At 58.6% G+C, this 16335-nt stretch carries 10 protein-coding genes; 5 read left to right on the top strand and 5 right to left on the bottom strand.

Annotation, left to right across the window (positions count from 1 at the left end; all coding sequences use genetic code 11):
* The first annotated feature begins 1 nt into the window (after window position 1).
* Window positions 2-1897 carry an SUMF1/EgtB/PvdO family nonheme iron enzyme gene (locus EYB53_RS11540; protein WP_135478340.1) on the top strand — a complete coding sequence of 632 codons (1896 nt, stop codon included), beginning with the start codon at window positions 2-4 and terminating at the stop codon, window positions 1895-1897.
* Between the two features lie 9 nt (window positions 1898-1906).
* On the opposite strand, the gene EYB53_RS11535 is transcribed toward EYB53_RS11540, so the two are convergent.
* From EYB53_RS11535 to EYB53_RS11525, 3 genes are read right to left on the bottom strand one after another with little or no spacing between them, the layout of a single operon-like run.
* Window positions 1907-3280, bottom strand: a complete 1374-nt coding sequence (locus EYB53_RS11535) for a metallophosphoesterase (protein WP_167857359.1) — start codon at window positions 3278-3280, stop codon at window positions 1907-1909.
* Between the two features lie 4 nt (window positions 3281-3284).
* Window positions 3285-4886 (bottom strand): alpha-amylase family glycosyl hydrolase, encoded by a 1602-nt coding sequence (locus EYB53_RS11530; protein ID WP_135478338.1) that lies wholly within the window; start codon window positions 4884-4886, stop codon window positions 3285-3287.
* The gene (locus tag EYB53_RS11525; RefSeq protein ID WP_254151030.1) at window positions 4883-7342 is read right to left on the bottom strand and encodes a penicillin acylase family protein; all 2460 of its coding nucleotides are present in this window, start codon (window positions 7340-7342) and stop codon (window positions 4883-4885) included. The genes EYB53_RS11530 and EYB53_RS11525 overlap by 4 nt, the downstream gene beginning before the upstream one ends.
* A gap of 130 nt (window positions 7343-7472) precedes the next feature.
* On the opposite strand from EYB53_RS11525, the gene EYB53_RS11520 reads away from it, so the two are divergent.
* Together EYB53_RS11520 and EYB53_RS11515 are read left to right on the top strand one after the other, a co-directional pair.
* Window positions 7473-8468 carry a polyprenyl synthetase family protein gene (locus EYB53_RS11520; protein ID WP_135478337.1) on the top strand — a complete coding sequence of 332 codons (996 nt, stop codon included), beginning with the start codon at window positions 7473-7475 and terminating at the stop codon, window positions 8466-8468.
* Window positions 8469-8556: 88 nt separating this feature from the next.
* Window positions 8557-8883 (top strand): hypothetical protein, encoded by a 327-nt coding sequence (locus tag EYB53_RS11515; RefSeq protein WP_135478336.1) that lies wholly within the window; start codon window positions 8557-8559, stop codon window positions 8881-8883.
* Between the two features lie 8 nt (window positions 8884-8891).
* Here the strand turns inward: EYB53_RS11515 and EYB53_RS11510 are convergent, their stop codons facing one another.
* Together EYB53_RS11510 and EYB53_RS11505 are read right to left on the bottom strand one after the other, a co-directional pair.
* On the bottom strand, window positions 8892-9095 hold the full coding sequence (locus EYB53_RS11510) for a hypothetical protein (protein ID WP_371879102.1): 204 nt from the start codon (window positions 9093-9095) through the stop codon (window positions 8892-8894).
* Window positions 9096-9103: 8 nt separating this feature from the next.
* Window positions 9104-10783, bottom strand: a complete 1680-nt coding sequence (locus tag EYB53_RS11505; RefSeq protein ID WP_135478334.1) for a lipase family alpha/beta hydrolase — start codon at window positions 10781-10783, stop codon at window positions 9104-9106.
* Between the two features lie 193 nt (window positions 10784-10976).
* On the opposite strand from EYB53_RS11505, the gene EYB53_RS11500 reads away from it, so the two are divergent.
* Together EYB53_RS11500 and EYB53_RS11495 are read left to right on the top strand one after the other, a co-directional pair.
* The gene (locus EYB53_RS11500) at window positions 10977-14042 is read left to right on the top strand and encodes a PAS domain S-box protein (RefSeq protein WP_135478333.1); all 3066 of its coding nucleotides are present in this window, start codon (window positions 10977-10979) and stop codon (window positions 14040-14042) included.
* A gap of 305 nt (window positions 14043-14347) precedes the next feature.
* Window positions 14348-16294 carry an ABC transporter substrate-binding protein gene (locus tag EYB53_RS11495; RefSeq protein ID WP_135478332.1) on the top strand — a complete coding sequence of 649 codons (1947 nt, stop codon included), beginning with the start codon at window positions 14348-14350 and terminating at the stop codon, window positions 16292-16294.
* The last annotated feature ends 41 nt before the right edge of the window (window positions 16295-16335 follow it).

Raw genomic sequence — 16335 nt, 5'->3', positions numbered from 1 at the left:
TATGTCAATGAATGACATCGAGGTCAATTTCACTCAATTTCTGGACGGGTATCTGCAGGCGTTCATTGCTGAGCATGCCCAGCTTGCGTTTGATGGCGTGCCCGTCGGGTCGACTGGGGGCGAGGCTTCGCTTCCTCTGCTCAAGGTCTATACGCCCTTGCTCACCGATGGTGGCTCAACGCTGGCGAGTGTCGTTGGTTCATCACGTCGTCTTGTGCTGCTTGGTGGCCCTGGTTCCGGTAAGTCGGTCGGTCTGCGGCATCTGACGCTCTCGTTGGCAACCAGTCTGCGCGCTGGTCGCACGACGTTGCGTCTGCCCTTGCTCTGCTCGTTGCCTGAGGTTGCGCGTGTCCTCCCGCATGATCCAGCGCATGATTTCGATCACCTGCTGTCGTTCATCTTTCGTCCTTTTGCTGACGCTGGCCTGCTAAAGGAAGCGCTGTACGCGTTGCTTGTTCAGCGCAAGCTCTTGCTCTGTCTCGACAGTCTCGATGCGGTGAGTCCTGTTGCTCAACCTGCCGACGTCGGCCTGCCGTCGCCGCGTCAGCGCCTCGTTGAGGCCATCAAGCGGTTGCCGCAGGTCTACCGCAAGGCATCAGTGGTGGTGAGTTGCCGTACGCACGCCTATACGCAAGGCCCTCAGTTGCCACCCGAGGAAGGGTGGCGGGTGCGGCACTTGAGGCCCTTTGATGACGCACAGGTGCGGCAGGCGCTGAAACGTTGGTATGTTGCAATGACTGGTTCTGCCGATCAGGGTGAGGTGCTGGATCACTGGTTGCACCACCCTGACGGGCAACAGGTGCGCCGTCTGACCAGCTCGCCCCGGTTGCTCGCCACGCTGCTTGTGCGTACCTATAACCCCCACGGTGCGCCGGGGCTACGTTCGACCCTCCCCCAGGAACTAACTGACGCGCTGGGCACCATGTATGGCGAGCAGGCCTTTGTTGAGCCTGACCTTGTGCGCTATGTGGCGCAGCGGATTGAAATGCCCGCGCTGCCGCTTGCCGACCGGTTGCGTCTGGCCGAGCGGCTTGGGCGCACCGGTGATCCACGGCTGCCTGTGCAGCTGGAGGCGTGGCGTTCTACGCTGGCTCAACGAGACGGCGAGGGCTACTGGTGTGCGATGCCTGCCGGCACCTATCAGATTGGTGGATGGGGCGCGGGTGAAGCACCCGCCGACGTCAACCTAGCCTCGTTCTGGCTGGCGCGTTATCCGCTCACGGTTGCGCAGTATGCCCCTTTTGTCGCCGAGGGCTATGGTGATGAGGCCGAGCAGTGGTGGACGCCCGAGGGCTGGCGGTGGAAGTGTGAACAGGGCAGCTACGAACCTGCTGGTTGGGCTGAGATGCGTTATGCAGGCGCAAATCAGCCGGTCACCAATCTCAACTGGTACGAAGCAACTGCATTTTGCAACTGGCTCAATGCGCAGCCTGGGCTACAGCTGCCTCTAGGCTATCGGGTGCGCCTGCCCACCGAGGCTGAATGGGAAAGCGCTGCTGCCTATGACCAGACTGGTGTTCGGCGTCGCTACCCCTGGGGCGCAGTGCCAATCACCAGCGAGCACGCCCTCTTTGCCCTCGAGCGCGACGGCCGTGCTGCACCGGTTGGATGTTTCCCCGCAGGAGCGGCGCCTTGTGGGGCGCTCGATCTGCTTGGCAATGTCTGGGAATGGACGTGCAGCGATGCGCGCGCCTACCCTGCGCAGAGTGGCACGCCGCTTGCCGATGTTCCGTATACGCAGGGCTTCTTGCCCGAACGTGCCACGGTCGCCCAGCGGGGCGGTTCGTGGCACGATCATGGCGCTTTGCTGCACTGCGGAACCCGCTATCGGCTCTTGCCCGACTTCAACTATCGTTTTGGCACCCGTGGCTTCCGCCTCTGTCTCGGGCCTGCGTGACGCCGCGGTTTATGCCTGCTCTTCGTGGAACCAGCTATGGAGTGACGGCACATAGCCGCCCTTGCCATCCGGGTCGAGTTTGATATAACTGAAGAGCGTGGTGTAATTATTTTCGTCGCCTATCTCTTGCCAGCTATAACTCTGCGCGCCGTCGTCAATCAGGTGGCGGGTCCAGGTGCCACTGTTGAAATAGGCGCACTGGCGACCGTCGGGCAGGCTGATTGGATGTTCGTTGCCGTCAATCTTGGTATGGGTATGGCCCATCAGCACCGTCGAGAGGGTGGGGTCAGCCATCACAATGGCACGGGCTGCCCGGCGATAGGCATCCTCGCTGCGCCCGCCGCCAAGCACGACGATCTCATCGTCTGGCTCAGTGGTCACTTCTTCGAGGCTCATCGAGGCCAGTTCGCTATAGGCAACCATTGCGAGTTGCGTTGGATCGGCCTCGTCGATCACGCGCTCGAATTCGGCGCGGGCCGCTGGATCAGCGAGGTGAGCGCGTACAGCTGCCTGGAGCGCCGGATCGGCAATGCTATCAGCCAGCGCATCAAGGTCTGGTGGCGTTGCCTCGCTCTCTTCGATGCCCCCGAGAATGAGCGGTGGCAGCCCACTGACCATCAAGAAGCGTACGACAAGGGCAATTGCGGTTGCGGTAAAGATAAAGTCGTTGCGTAGCCCGAGCTGGATGACCCGCATGATTGGTTTGACATTGTCGATAAACCAGCGTTCGCGCTCGAGTTGATTGAAGACCTTGTCGACAAACAGGGTGCCCCAGCAGCGCTTGAGCCGTTGCATCCCCAGGTTATCCACCCCAAAGGGGCGGCTCATCATATCGCCAAAACGATTGGCGCGATCGTATTCGTGCCCGTGCTCGATAAAGACGCGGCCCTGGGTTCCGTCGCCGACGGTATGGCTATAGTTGACGAGCCGCAGATCGCCCCACGCGCCCGGCGGATAGATCGTATCAAAGACAAGTGCCCAGACCTTCTTCCAGAGCAGATCAATATCGTGGTTGCCGGCAATGATCGTGATCGAGTGGCCTTCCATCATAAAACGGCGCAGCGCCGTGAAAACCCGAGGATGGCCGCTTGAAATCTGTGGCTCGTACCCGAGGATCACGCGTGCCCGGCGCAGCGACTCGCTCTCGGTGCTCCCCAGACTATCTTCGGGCGAAGCAAGGCCAATCTCGGGCAAGGTCTGACAGAATTCGAGGAAATCGCCCGCGATGACGAGTTCGACCAGGTACCCCTGGGTACCAATATGGTCAAGAAAATGGATCAGCGCCTCATCTGAGGTGAAATCTTCGAGCGGATCAGTACGGCCATCAGGCAACCATCCCGGCCCCAGATGCAGGTCGCTGATGACATAGACAACGTGTTCCATAGGTTCATTCCTCATCAATGGCGATGACCAGTCCTTCCACGGCATCGAGCATGATCGCATCGAGGGTGACGTGGCCGGTACGCTGCATGCCCGTACTTGCGGCAATTGTTCCCGTTGGCCCAACGCTGCTGAGGTCGAGGGTCACCGGCGTTGCCCCCATATTGAGAATGACCAGGATCTGTTCACCCCCTGCCCGGCGCAGATAGGCAAAGAGATCCGGCTCGCTGGTGGCGACGGTGGCATAGCTACCACGGTTGAGCGCTGCCGAAGCCTGCCGTAGCTCGAGCAGGTGGTGCGTCAGGACCAGCATGCTCTGCGGGTCGTCTTGCTGACGTGTGACGTTGCGGGTGGCATAGTCAGCGGCGATCGGCAGCCACGGCGTGCCTGTGGTAAAGCCGGCCCCCGGCGTGGCGTCCCATTGCATGGGCGTACGCTCGGGGTCGCGCCCGTGCCCCGGTGTTCGGATGCCTTGCGGGTCAACCACAAGCTCGGCGGGAATGGGCACATCTTCCATGCCGAGCTCGTCGCCGTAATAGAGCGTTGGGGTGCCGCGCAGGGTCAAGAGCAACATCTGGGCGAGTCGCGCCATTGGCTGGCCCAGACGTGAAGCGATGCGGGGTTGATCGTGGTTGCCAAGCACCCAGTTGGGCCAGCCACCTGGCGGCAAGGCCCGTTCGTAGTGCTCGACCAGTTCGCGGATCGCGTGGGCGTTCCACTCACCAAGCGTCACGAGATTGAAATTGAAGGGCAGATGCACGCCATCAAGGTTTTCGCCATAATAGGCGACCAGATCATCAATGGGAAGGTAAATCTCGCCAATCAAGACCCTGTCCTGATACTCATCGGCGACCATGCGCATCTCGCGAATGATCGCATGCACCTCGGGTTGATGCTGATCGTGCCGCCGCAAGAGCCGGTGCTGTTCAGGTTGGCCTGGTTTCCACTGCGGATCAGGCGGGTTATCGGGCAGATCGGGATGTTTGATCAGCATCCAAATGACATCAATGCGAAACCCGTCAATGCCGCGGGCAAACCAGAAACGCATCGCATCATAGATCGCCTGGCGCACCGCCGGATTGCGCCAGTTGAGATCGGCCTGCTTTGGGTCAAAGAGATGCAAATAGTACTGCCCCGTGGTATGGTCGAGGCTCCAGGCAGGGCCACCAAAATGGCTGAGCCAGTTGTTGGGCGGGCCGCCATCGGGGGCCGGATCACGCCAGATATACCAATCGCGATACGGGTTGTCGCGTGAACTCCGCGCCGCGACAAACCAGGGATGTTCATCAGAGGAGTGATTGGGCACAAGATCGAGCAGTACTCGCATCCCGCGCTGGTGGGCTTCGCTCACGAGTTGATCGAGCTCGGCGAGCGTGCCAAACATTGGATCAACATCAACATAATTGGCGACATCATAGCCAAAATCGGCCATTGGTGAGGGGAAGATCGGCGAGAGCCAGATCGCGTCAATGCCGAGCCATTGCAGATAGTCAAGCCGTTGCCGAATGCCAGGAAGATCGCCGATACCATCGCCATTGCTGTCTTGAAAACTACGTGGATAGATCTGGTAGACTACGTCGGTTTGCCACCAGTGATAAGATGCTTTCATGCTGACTCCAGGATCAATGTCTCGACCGTGTGCCGCTCGACGGCTTCACGGGTCCAGAAGAGAGGAAGATACCCGCCGGTTCGCCACGTACTGGTCAGGCTGGCGTAGTGCTTGCTGGCGGGATGGCCGCTTTGCCCAGTTGGAATGATGACTCGTGCGTTATCCCAGTCGCCTGGATCGAGGATCTGACGATATGAGGGACCATTATAGGCTGGCCCTGCTGCCGTTTCGCGCGGCACATACTGGTGATTGACCGTGTCAACATCACCGACCATCGGCCAGGGGCCACGGTTGAAGAGCGAGGCAAGGGCCGGGACGCTCCCCAGGGGATGCCGCAGGGTCAGCGTATGGACGCGTTTATAGACCCAGCGTTTTGGATCGGTGCCGAGGCGGTTGCGCAACTCGGTGACAGCGCGACTGAAAGCCTGCGCGAGCACCTCGTTCCAGGTGCGCCCGTTGCCGAGCCAGGGATCGGGTCGATCAGGGAGGGGGGCTGCTTCGATGCGTTCCAGAAGGGTTGGCAGCGCATGTTCGAGATAAATATTCGCGGGAATTGCGCTGAACGCACCAACAGCTGCGGCCACCCCAATCAGCCCGTCGAGTTCGCGGTAGGTCACTCGCGTAAGGTGGTAGCGCAGGCTATCATAGACGGTTGCCGCACTGCTCTCGATATTCAACACGCCATCCCAGGCAACCAACAGATCGCGGGCGGCCTGTTCAAGCGGATCTGACAGTTCAAGAGTTGCGATCAAACGTGCCAGCTTCAGCCCTGGAAGCGCGAGCGCATCCTGCTGGATCTGGGCAAAACTCCGGGTATCGTGACGTTCGGTCGCCTCAAGCAACGTGGTGATGCGCTCGGCGCGATACGGGTTGGCATATTCGCCTTGGAGCAAGGCCGCAAGCGGATGGTCGGGGCCAACGATGCGGTTATTGGCCGTGACGACCATCCCATCGGGGGGGTTAAGGCTGGCCGGTACGTGCTCGGGGGGAAGAAAGCCCTGCCACTCATACGCACCATCCCAGCCTGGCACAGGCAGATGCGGATGGCCGTGGGGACGGAGCGGGATCTTGCCGGCGAGCGCGTACCCAATCTGACCATGGGTGTCGGCATAGACAAAATTCTGGGGCGGCACATGCCAGTCGGCCAGCGCCGCACGAAACTCGTCCCAGTTCCCAGCCCGGTTGAGTTTGAGCACCGCCCGACTGAGGTCTGGCGATGGATCGAGCGCTGTCCAGCGCAGGGCAAGCGCCGTATTGGGCGCGGGATCAATGATAGCATCGCCAATCCGCCCGCGCACCTGATCAATGATCGGCCCGTGATGGGTCAGATGCACATCAACCAGCACAACCTCTTTTTGCCCCTTGACCACAATCTCTTCGCGCAGCGTCTCCATCGTACGCCACTCGCCCTGCCAGGCATACCGGGTCGGATCTTCTGGATGCAGACGTTCAAGATAGAGATCCTGGATATCAAGCGGCGCATTGGTCATGCCCCAGGCGATATCGCGATTATGGCCGATGACCACGCCACAGGTACCGGGCATCGTCACCCCGGCGACATGAAAATCGCCCCCTTCGAGATGGGCCAGATACCAGAGGCCCGGCAACCCAAGGCCAAGGTGGGGATCGTTGGCCAGCAGAGGCCGCCCGTGGACGGTGCGGTCACCGCTGACGACCCACGCATTCGAGCCTTGTGGCCCACTTGTATCGCCGGTAAAGCGCGTTGCATCGCCGGCGATGCGCAGGATTGTTGCCCCGAGATCTTCTGGGTAACTGGTTCCCCGGGGCAAGGTCAGCATCTCAGGCTGGCAAGACCGCGCCGCGAGTGCGGTGGCCCGTTCTTCACCAACGAGCGCAACCATCTGAGCATTGAAGAGCTCGCTCATCCAGTTAGTTGAAAGATTCAGCGCCATCATCTTGGGCCACGCGAGAATATCGACAAGATCCCAGGGACGTGGTTGAAACCCGAGGATCGTATATTCGAGCGGGAGGCGACCGCGCAGGGTCTCGACGCCTTGATTGATGCCGGTGACATAGGCTTCAATCAGCGATGCCGTCTCAGCATCAATCAGTTCAGCTTCACGTTCAGCCACGCGTGAAAAACCGAGGGTACGGATAAACTGATCTGAACTGAGGGCAATTGGTCCGAAGATCTCGGCCAATTGGCCGCGGGCGGTACGGCGATGCAATTCCATTTGCCAGAGCCGATCCTGGCTATGGACAAAACCGAGGGCGGCGAAGAGATCTTGATTCGTGCTGGCATAGAGATGAGGAATACCCCAGCGGTCGCGGTGAACCGTGGCACGAGCCGTCAGACCCGGCAGTGCCACGCGCCCCGTTGTGCGTGGCAAAGGGCGGCGCAGGGCTGCAAGGGCACCCACACCAGCGGCACCGGCGGCGAGGCCCATCGTGAGCCCGAACGCTCGGGCAAGGCGAGAAAAGTCAAACATTGACATAGCTTCTCCTGGTGGCCTGTGGCCCTCGTTCCATCAAATTCAGCGTGAAACGGATTATCAGCACAATTGTGAGTGTGCTCGGCTATAATGTCAACCCACAGCGAGGCCGAAACAACGTATAATAAATTGTATGATACCGTCATCCATTTTATCAAAGCTTGCAACCGAGCTTGGCTACGTCCAGACTATTGTACGGCAACGCACCGCGCAACGTACGGCGATTATCCAGGTTGTTGAGACGCATCTCTTTGCGACCGAGGATGCCTATGTGCGTGCGGCGCTGGTCATTCTTGCGGCACAGACGGGAACCTACCATCCTGAGTCGGTCGCGCATGTTGCTGCCGCCGTTGAATTGATTCATGCGGCCACCCAGACGCATGACGTGCTTGTTGACGCTGCTGCGCGTCGGCGTGGTTTCTTGTCGGGCGATCCCTGGTCGCACGGGATTCCTTTGATGGTGGGTGACTATCTTTTTGCCTTGGCCTCGGGTGAAATGGCCTTGAGCCCTGATCGACGCGTCATTGATGTCTATGCCGAGGCGGTGATGCAGATCAGCGCAAGTGCGCTTGCCCCCGTGATCAACCTGGTTCCCTTCGACGAAGCGCGCCGTGCTCACTATGATCATATGACTGACGCTCATGCCGCGCTCTTTAGGGCTGCCTGTCGCGCCGGGGCAATCTGTGGCGGGTTTGGCGAGCAACACATTGATGATCTTGGCCGCTTTGGGGCCGCGCTCGGGTGTGCCTGGCGCCTCATCGATGAAGTGAGCCTCTTCGCTGACGTTGCAGTGGATGCCCATGCTGCTGCGGTGCGTCTGGGCATGGCAACAGTGACGCTCCCTATGATCTTCGCTGCGACGCAGAGCGACAGCGAGCGCCTCGCTGCGGCACTGGATACCACTGATCCCGCCGAGCAGACGTGGGCTATCAATGAAGTGCGGTGTCTCGGGATCGCACCGACGTGCCACGAAATCCTGCGCCTCACCGACTATGCCCAGAAGGCCTTGAGCGATCTCCCGCACTGTCAGGCGCGTGACGATCTGCTCACCATTGCTCAGGCAATTGGACAATCTTCTCATCCAGATCTCATTCAGCAGCGATCTGTTCATCATCACGATTCGCTATAATTTGAAGAGAAGGTTTTCTGCTGTTGGAAAAAACCAGCTTTGCTGGCTTTTTCCAACAGCAACGAAGTAGATGCGAAGGAGAAGATCGATGCGGGTGCGTCGTGATGGGAGATATAAGCTGAATCCACTGCTTCGGCGCACACTCGGGCTAGCTTTGCTTGGTGTCTGGGTGCTTGGCATGGTCTTGCCAATCATTCCTGGTTGGCCTGCCTTGGTTCTGGCAATTGTTCTGCTTGGTCGGCGTGATCGAATGCTGCGCCTAGCCCATCTCTCGTGGCGGCGTTCGTTGCGCTGGTTGCGTCGGCACCCGGTACCCTCATTGCGCCAGACGGGGCGCTGGCTCTCGGTACGTTACTATGAGTTGCGTCGCGCTGTTACGCCGCGCATTATTGCCGCCGAGCGTGTCTTTGGCTAGGACAAGCCTCACATCTTCTGCTTGAAACGCCCCATGGCCCAGCCCAACCATGTGCCCCCTATTGCGAGTAGCAACACGGCACCACCGAGCCCAAAGGCCAGGTGGTGCCAGCTAAAAGCCCCGCCGATCAACCACCAGGCCAGCAAGGTTGGCCCTGCAATCAGCAGCGCGGCCACGAACAGCAGCGGGATGGCACCGCGCAGAAAGAGCACAACCCGTTTCACTTGACGGCGCGTAGCTGCATAATGACTGCCTCGGCCAGATCTTCGTTGTGTGGCCCCAGCATATGCTCGGCGAGATTGCAGAGGGCGTCAACCTGATCCGAGGGTTCGGTGGCACTCCGCATGGCGGCATTGACCATCTCGTCGCCCTCACTGCCCCCACCGAGCACGGTCGGCTCGGTTGTTTGCATTGCCGTGCGCAAGCGTTCTACGGCATGGTTCATGGTTCTCGTCTTATCGAGCCACATCGCCGGGGCTACATCGAGATGCTGACAATCAACGGCAAAGAAGAGTTCGGTTCCAGCCGCAACCTGCCCATGACGAGTTGTGATGGACGTGTTCTCTGAGCGATTGATGGAGCCCTCGCTCGTTTCACTCCCACCAAGCACGGTTACCTCTTCACCGCCGATCAGCATCGCCCCAACGGCAAACACGCCGGTGGCGGTGCCGGTCACATGCACGCTATATGAACCAGCAACGGGCTGCGGAATCACCACCATATTGAGGTGTTTGCCCTGATGGCCGTGGTCGCGCCCTTTGATCACCCGTTTACGGCGCGTTGGTGCCTGTTCGGGTGTGCCACCAAGGACAGTTGGGGCCTGCATTGCTCTGCCAGTGGGCATTTCGACCTGCATCGTCACAGGCGAGGCGGTCATAATCACCAGACGCGGCTCGGTAACAGGAATACCGCCGAGCACTGGGGGCGGATCGGCTTGGAGTGAGGCAAAGATACGCTCGATGGTCGCGGGATGATCGGGCATTGTCCCGTGGCCGACATCGTGCAAGGGTGGACTATTGTTGACCTGGGGATGATCGACCTGGGCATTCGAGCGTAACACCGTACCATCGCCATCACTGCTACTCTGATCGCTGACTGGTGCCCCATCGGGAAAGCGGGGCGGATCGCCCGGTGGGATAGGGGGCGACGTTACGGTAATGGTCGCGATGGTTGCTCGGCCAATACCGCTGATGGTCGTGACAGGCACCCGTGACAAGAGCGTCTCGAGACCGGGAGGCTGATTGAGCATATCGCCCACAAGATTGCGTTCAACCAGGGTCGCGGGGCGTTTAGGGAGTGCAGGCCCACCCTCATTGAGCAAAAAGCCATCAATTGGCAAAAGGTCGCGCACCCCTGGTACCAGCGTACGCATGGCGCGCAGGCGATCCAGTTCAGTCTGGAAAGGATGGGCATGGCGGAGGTACCAGAGATAGACATCGAAGACAAGCTTGATCTGCCCATCCGACTTTGGTTCGCCGCCACCCCAGGCATAGTAGGAATCGGCGGCACCGCGATGGGGTGTCCCGAGTGTGATCAGATGGGCAACATCATCTTCATACGCAGGGCTTTGCAGGTAGCTACGCGCCACCAGGCCACCCATGCTATGGCCGATCAGAATCACGGTTGCCGCCCCCGAGCGCTTCTTGGCCAGGTCGATCCAGGGCTTGAGATAGGTTGTCGCACTATCCTTGACCGACATCCGCCAGTCATAGAAGGCGACAAAAAAGTCGTGGTCACGACGATAGCCAGCCGCTGTGAACGCTGCCGTCAACTGCTTGCCATAATCGGTAAAAGGCGGAAAATTCCAATCCTTTAACGTTGATCCTCGCCAGTTGAGCAGCACCCCCAGGTTAAACGAACCAGTGATGCCAGGGATAAAGAGCACCGGTAGACGGGTCATCGAGTTTCTCCTCTTCTGGGAGGCCCCTACAGAATGGCGATCTTGTGCATCAGGTATTCAAATTGTACACCCTACATGGTACACTAGGAAAGGGTATCCAAACCCTGTTTTCATCATGCTGTCGTGCTGGATTATTGTGATGCGTACCTCATCCTGACCTGAGAACGCAGTTGCGCTTGCCAGGCTGTTTCACATGGATACGAGTCATAACCACCCGGTGCATCACAACTTGCTACAAGTTCAGAGTTATGTCACTGCGATGATCGAGGCTGCCCCGCAGCCTATCTACACCATCAGCCTCGATGGTCTTGTCCTTACCTGGAATGCAGCTTCAGCACGGATCTTTGGTTGGTCAGCCGCCGAAGTGATTGGGCGGCCATTGCCCATTGTCAATGCAGCGCAACGCGGAGAATTTGATGAATTGCGCCGCCGTGTCGTCCGTGATGGTTTGATCACGGGTGAGGAGGTTGCACGTGAGCGTCGTGATGGGCACACGATTTTTCTGCTGATTTCAGCCTCGATGGTCTATGATGCCGCGACCGGTATGCAATCGATCATCACTGTGGCGATGGACATCACTGAGCAGAAGTTGGCTCATGAAGCGGTACGCGCCTCTGAGGTCCGTTTTCGCACGATGGCGGAACATGCGTTTGATGTAATCTACCGTTATCGCCTGGTTCCCGAGCCTGAACTTGAGTATATCAGTCCGTCCATTGTACAGTTGACCGGGTATCATGCCGATGAATTTTATGCGCATCCTGAACTGGTGCATCAACTGGTACATCCTGACGATCGAGAACAGTTCAAATGTGCGATTGCAAGCAAACAAGCGCATACCACCCTGGTCGTGCGTATCTTGACCAGAGATGGCTCGCTCAAATGGGTTGAGCAGAGCAGTAGCCTGGTTACCGATGCCGACAACAAGGTGCTTGCGCTGGAAGGGGTGGCTCGGGATGTCACGATGCGGGTCACGGCCCAGCGTAACCTAGAGCGTTACCGCTTGCTGGCGGAACATACCCGCGATATTGTCTTCTTTGTGCGCCCCACGGATGGACAGATCATCGAGGCCAACCAGGCGGCCAGTGAGGCATATGGTTACACCCATGGAGAGTTGTTGCAAATGACGATGCCCCAGTTGCGTGCTCCTGAAACACAGGATCTGGTGCCACAGCAGATGGCCGAGGCCTTGAAGAGTGGGATCATCTTCGAGACACGCCATCAACGCAAAGATGGCACCTACTTTCCGGTTGAGGTGAGTGCAAGCTCGGCAATGATTGATGGTGAAACGATCATCCTCAGTGTTGTCCGCGATGTGAGTATGCGGCATCAAGCTATGCACGACCTTGAACTGCTGCGCACGGCATTGAATGTTGCCGCTACTGCGATGGTGATCACCGATCTCAATGGCATGATCGAGTGGGCCAATCCTGCGTTTACGGCCTTGACCGGCTATAACATTGGTGAAGTTATGGGCCGCAAGACGTCGGTGTTGCGTTCAGGTCATCATGATACGGCCTTTTATACCGAGATGTGGCAGACCGTGTTGAGCGGAAAGGTCTGGCGTGGTGAACTGATCAACAAGCGCAAAGATGGCAGCCTCTATAGCGAAGAGATGACGATCACCCCGGTGCTGGTGGATGATCAGTTGAGCCATTTTGTGGCGATCAAACAGGAGATCACGAGCCGGGTTGAGCGTGATCGCGAGCGTCAGGCGCTGCTGACATTAGTTGATGCCATGCGCAATACTTCCAGCCGCCTGGAACTGCTACCAACCCTGCTGGCGCAGACCTGCATTCTCGTCGGGGTCGAGGCGACCGCTCTGGCGATGCGCGACCCGCGGAGTGGCGAGACTGTCTTTGAGCTCGGACTAGGGCCGTGGGTGCATCTGCGCGGACTCCGCCTTCCAGCAGGGGTTGGTGTAAGCGGACATGTGATGGAGACCGGTGCGTTGTATCACTGCAATGACCTTGCGAACGACCCCTCCATTCAGCCAGCCGCCGATCTCAATGGCGTGCAGGCGGGCGTGTGCGCCCCGTTACGTACCGACGATACGATCATCGGCGTGTTGTGGGCTGGGCGGACGGCCCCCATCAGTGAAGCTGAGGCACGGCTGGTGGGGGCGATTGCCGACCTTGCGGCGAGCACGCTCTATCGGGTAACCTTAATCGAACAGACGGAACGACGGTTGCAGCGTCTAACCTCCTTACGTTCCATTGATCGGGCGATCACCAGTAGCTTTGATGTGCGGCTCACGCTTGATTTTCTGGTTGAGCAAACGATCCAGCAGCTTGGTGTCGATGCAGCCGCCGTGTTGCTGTTGCATCCGCACACCCTCACGCTCGAATATCATACTGGACGCGGCTTTCGTACCGGGTTGATCTTGACCTCACGGGTACGGATCGGCGAGGGGTTGGCAGGTCGGGCCGCCCTAGAGCGGCGTACGATCATTGAGCCACACCTGACTAGTCCTGCGAGTATTTTTCTTCGGAAGAGCCTGATCGTAGGTGAAGGCTTTGAAGTCTATATTGTGGTACCCTTGATCGCCAAGGGCCAGGTGCGAGGCGTGCTCGAAGTCTTTCAGCGCACCCCCCTTGAGCTCGAATCGGAATGGCTCGATTTCCTTGAAACATTGGCAGGGCAAGCAGCGGTAGCGGTTGACAACGCCGAACTCTTTGAACGGATGCAACGGGCCAACCTGGATGTGACGCTGGCGTACGACACCACGTTAGAAGGCTGGTCGCGAGCGCTCGAATTGCGTGACAAAGAGACGGAAGGCCATTCACAACGGGTCACCGAGATGACGGTGCAAATGGCCCGTGCGATGGGGATCAGTGAAGAAGAGATTGTTCATATCAGACGGGGTGCCCTGTTGCATGACATTGGCAAAATGGGCATTCCCGACGCGATTCTGCTCAAGCCGGGGCCATTAACTGAACCCGAACGTGATGTGATCAACCTGCACCCAGGGTACGCCTACGAACTCTTGCGCCCGATCCCCTTCTTGCGACAGGCGATCGACATTCCCTACTGCCATCACGAAAAATGGAATGGCACGGGCTATCCACGTGGCCTGCGTGGCCTCGAAATCCCCCTTGCAGCCCGCATCTTTGCGGTCGCCGATGTTTATGATGCCGTGACCTCAGATCGCCCGTATCAGCGGGCGTGGCGTCACGAAAAGGCGATTGCCATGATTCGCGAAGAGGTCGGTGCCCATTTTGACCCCGATGTGGTGACAATCTTCTTACAACTGTACGAATAATTTTGACAGTGCCCTACTTGCAACGTATAATTAGTGCCAAACACTTGAAACTCGCTGCATAAGACTACAAAGGCCGTTGTTTCCACGTACGATACCCCCCACAGAAGATGATGCACTCTCTTGCAGACAGGCAGCTGTGTGGGTTTGGTCGCGTACTCCTGAAACAGCGTTATCCTGAGGTCTCTTGTCGAAAGTGACGAGTGTTCTGGCTGCGAACCCAGATCTCCCCCAGATACGCGGTAAAGCAGCACCCCGTTCGACGTGTGTTTCGAAGAGCGGTTTCGTTAACGGAGGGAAAAGCCAAGATGAGTATTGCTTTCAGACGTGCTGTCGTAGTGACCCTACTGGCGGTATTGGTTCCCATTCTCGCAGCCTGTGGTGGCGCAGCGCAGACCGAGGTTGTGCGAGAGACGGTCGTGGTAGTACAGACTGCTGAGCCGGTACGCGAGACGGTTGTCGTTGAGCAGACCGTAGTTGCCGAGCCGGAGCCCGGTGAGCCGGTGACGGGTGGGGCGTTTACGACCCCGCACCCAGTTTTGAGTGACATTAATGTGCGTCAGGCAATTGCCTACTGCACCAATCGCCCCGAGTTGATTGCCTCGGTCTATCCGTTCCTTGATGAGGAGCAGCAGACCGGCTTGTTGATGGATACCTTTATCCCCAAGAGCCACTGGGCCGTCAACACTGATGTGACTACCTATCCGTTTGATCCCGAGCAGGGTCAGGCGCTGCTTGAGGCGGCTGGCTGGACAGGAACCCCGGTTCGTGCCAATGCTGATGGTGATCCGCTCGCTCTGAGCTTCACCACCACCAATGCCCAGTTCCGTCAGACCTGGTCGGCGGTCTTTATTCAGCAGATGGCTGCGTGTGGCATCCAGGTCATCCCGACCTATGCCCCTGGCTCGTGGTGGTTTGGCAGCAGCACCGGCCTGGCGCGCCGCGACTTCGAGCTTGGTGCCTTTGCCTGGGTTGGTCAGACTGACCCCGCTGGCCGTACGCTCTATGCCTGTAACCAAATTCCGACCCCCGATAACAACTGGGAAGGTCAGAACTACATGGGTTGGTGTAACGAGCGTGCCAGCCAGGCCATCGTTGCTGCCAACAATACGCTTGATCGCGACGAGCGCATCCGCCAGTACGCGATTGTCCAGGAAGAGTTCGCCAATGATATGGTGAGCTTGCCCGTCTTCAACCGCCTTGAGGCTGCTGCTGCCAGCAACCGCATTGAGGGCTTCATCGCCGACCCGACCGAATACTACACCGCCAACATCGAAGAGTGGACGCTCACCGATGGTGGTGACACCGTGGTACTTGGCTTTACGCAGGAGCCGGCTACGCTCTGGAGCTTGATCGAGAGTGCTGCTGTCCAGCGTACGGCTTCGTTCTTGCTGAGCTACCCCTTTGCCACTGAGTATAGCTACGACTATCAGGCCAAGGGTCAGACTGAGCTTTCAACCATCGAGTCTGGTCTTGCGACCAACGAAGACATTGAAGTAACGGCGGGCGACATTGTCTGGAATATTGATGGCGAAGCCGTCGAACTCGCCCCCGGCGTGACGGTTGTTGACGTCAATGGTGAGACGGTTGTCTATGAGAGCGGCACAGTCACCCTCAAGCAACTGGTTGCGACCTACAACTTCGTTGAGGGTCAGGTCTGGGAAGATGGCGAGCCACTCAAGCAGGCTGACTTCGAGCTTGCCTACAGCATCAACTGTGACCCTGACTCGGGTGCGGTCTCGTTTGCTACCTGTAACTCGATTGCTGAGATTGATTTCAGCAGCGACACCAGCTACACCGTGACCTATCATCCTGGCGTGCAGTGGCCGACCTACTTCCTGGCACCGATTGGGGCCTACCCGTCGCACCAGGAGATCAGCGATGGCCGCGTGCTGGCTGATGTGCCTGCTAGCGAGTGGAGCAGCCTGCCCGAGATCGTTGAGCAGCCGTTGAGCAATGGCCCCTTCATCCTGGAGAGCTGGGAGAAGGGTCAGAGCATGACCTTCCGTGCGAACCCGAACTTCTTCCTGGGTGAGCCAGAGGTCAAGACGGTTGTGATCAAGTTCATTGCCGATACCAATCAGGCCGTAGCCCAGTTGCTGACTGGTGAGGTTGACGTGCTTGGTTCCGAGACCCTGGGTGCCGGACCTGAGGTCGAGACGGTGCTGCAGGCTGGTGTCGCTGGTGATGTTCAGGCCTTTACCATTGCAAGCTCGACCTGGGAGCATATCGACTTCAACCTGAACGTCAGGTAAAAGTTGTGCCTCACGCGTATCTGGGGGTATGGGGTAACGTA

The sequence above is a fragment of the Candidatus Chloroploca mongolica genome (assembly GCF_004762035.2).
Taxonomy (GTDB): Bacteria; Chloroflexota; Chloroflexia; order Chloroflexales; family Chloroflexaceae; genus Chloroploca; species Chloroploca mongolica.
The sequence above is the reverse complement of the archived record's forward strand: the minus strand, read 5'-3'. Positions and strand labels throughout refer to the sequence as shown.